1 protein-coding gene is annotated in these 2,460 nt (G+C 41.3%); it reads right to left on the bottom strand.

The window, feature by feature from the left end; translation table 11 throughout:
• Nucleotides 1–116: 116 nt before the first annotated feature.
• Nucleotides 117–1,880, bottom strand: coding sequence for a group II intron reverse transcriptase/maturase (gene ltrA, locus F6K46_RS39315; RefSeq protein WP_366510898.1), 1,764 nt, complete (start codon nucleotides 1,878–1,880; stop codon nucleotides 117–119).
• Between the last annotated feature and the right edge of the window lie 580 nt (nucleotides 1,881–2,460).

Raw genomic sequence — 2,460 nt, 5'->3', positions numbered from 1 at the left:
TATTAAACTAAGCCAGTGAGTCACCTCACTGACTCGTCTTCAAAACCGGACGTGAGAGTTTCCCCTCATCCGGCTCCTCGTGATAGGAACCATTTTTTCATTGGTACCTCTTTACACTAGAACGGGTTGTTATCTAACTCAGAGGGGTCGTTACTTGACTCTTGACGCTTAGTTGCAATTTTAGTTCTGTGTTTTGCATCGTGGCAATGTAGGTGTAGTAGCTCAAGGTTATTGAGTTGGTCGTTTCCACCTTGTGCGCGCGGTATTATGTGGTGTTTTTCCAGTAAGTCTCCATCCTTAAAAGTCAAGCCGCAATGAGTGCATTTTCCTTGTTGTCTTTTAAGAAGTTTTACCTTCTGTTTAGACGTTTCTGGGTGGTTACTCATTCTGGTGTTCCAATAGATTAAATTCCCATCGTAGGGGCTACTGGTTCCTTTGACTTTTGTGTGTCGGATGATTTCTGTTTTGACATGTTTTGGAAGGTATGTTCCTTCTTTTGTCATGAATGTCCAGTTGTCTACCTTGGGTGCTTCCCAGGGGTTCTTTGGCTTTTCAGTCTTGGTTCCCCAGTATTTTTTATTTACCCAGGTTTTTGACTTTCTGGGATGTCTCCTGTATCCCCATCTTTGAAGTTTGTTCCAGAGTAGGTGGTCTAACCCAGAGAAGGTTTTCTTGCTTACAACACTGCGGTTGTAGTTGCACCAACCTTGTATAATGGGTTTAAGTTTGCTGATTAAGGCAGCTTGTGGAGCAGCTATATAACTGTCTATTACCTCAGTTAGTTGCTCCATATGCTCTTTCACTTTTTTCTTAGATGGTTTAATGAGGGTTTTAAAGCCTTTTTTTGATTGATTTTTTCCGGTCTGATATTGACGGATATTAAAACCCAGGAAATCAAAACCTTCATTTACGTGTATCAATCTTGTTTTACTTGGCTTTAATTCCAAGCCTATGCCCTTTAACCATGTTATTATTACTTCTCTACACTTTTCTACCACTTCTTTGGATTTATGCATGATGACGAAATCATCTGCATATCTTATGAGACTTACGCTTTTTCTCCTTTCTCTTCTTCCCTTTACTTTGGTTTCCTTTAATGAAAGGTTTTCTACGTAGTCTTTTATGGTCTCTTCCATTCCGTGGAGGGCTATATTGGCCAGTAAGGGTGATATTATCCCTCCCTGGGGTGTACCCTCATCTGTAGAAGATAGTGTTCCTTCATCTATTACTCCAGCTTTTAACCATCCTTTGATTAATCGCTTCATAGTTGGGAAGGTATTTAGTTTTGAGAGAAGTTTTTCATGGTTGATTTTATCGAAGCATTTTGATATATCGGCGTCAAGAACCCATTTTGGTTTCCTTTTGATACTATCAAATATTGCCTCGATTGCGTCATGACATGACCTTCCTGGTCTGAAACCGTATGAGTTGGTTTCAAAGTGTGCTTCCCATTCAGGTTCTAGTGCCTGTTTGGTTAGTGCTTGTAGTGCTCGGTCGTATATGGTAGGTATTCCTAGAGGACGTTTCTCTTTGCGACCTGGTTTTTCAATCCATACCCTGCGGGTGGGTTGAGGTCGTTTGTAAACTTTAAGGCTGGCTACTAAGTTTAGTCTTTGTTTGCCTGTTAGGGCTTTCCGACCATCTATTCCGGCAGTCTTTTTGCCTTTGTTCTGTTGGGTTACTTTCCTTACGGCGAGCATTTTAGCTGACCAGGACTTCATTAGAGTCTTTTGCAACCGTCTTACCACGCGGACATTTCCACGTTGTGAGGCTTGATATATTCGCTTTTGTAACTTAAATACTGTGATTTCTAGCTTTCGCCAGTTCACTTTATTCCATTCCGACTGTGGGGCGAACCCCCGAGTTTTGGACATATTCATTACTACTCACCACCATATCTTTTCCCAATCACGTGAGTCTGTCAGCCTATCCACTACATTACATAGTGGCTTTTGCTTTTGACTCAATCTTCCCATCACAGGCCATGGGGCTAACTACCTACTTAAGAAATCGACCTTTCTTAAGAGTACCTGTGAGGTTACTTCGTTCCTGATTACCATTCTTTGTGCTTTTAGAGTGATACTATCCACCGGGAATTAGAGAAATCATCATAAGGAGAGTAAACCTTATAATTCTATTTTTTTTCCGTAACTTTTGTTTCCAGCGTTTCTAGCCTTATTGCGCTGGTTAGATTTAACGATGGTTCAGATGTATCTTCCCTTTCGGTACTCCTGAGCACTATTGCCTGCTACTAGCTCCATATTTAGGCTTATAGAGTTTCGCTGTTTGACCCCGCTTTAATCTAGAGTTTGTTAGTTCTCATTGATTAGGGGTAAGGCTGTCACTCGGATTTCGCGAGGGTTGGTCTTTCACCAACATGGTAATCAAGTTATCAAGGTATTTTCCTTGTGGTTAATCCCCCGCATCATTGAGATTCGGTTTCTAACCAACGAATCGCAC

The organism is Moorena sp. SIO3E8, assembly GCF_010692445.1.
Taxonomy (GTDB): domain Bacteria; phylum Cyanobacteriota; class Cyanobacteriia; order Cyanobacteriales; family Coleofasciculaceae; genus Moorena; species Moorena bouillonii.
Note: the sequence above shows the minus strand (reverse complement) of the source record. Positions and strands in the feature narration are given on the sequence as shown.

Excerpts from the sequence above, each read along its gene's own strand:
- ltrA (WP_366510898.1), bottom strand. The coding sequence starts at position 1,880 with ATGAATATGTCCAAAACTCGGGGGTTCGCCCCACAGTCGGAATGGAAT.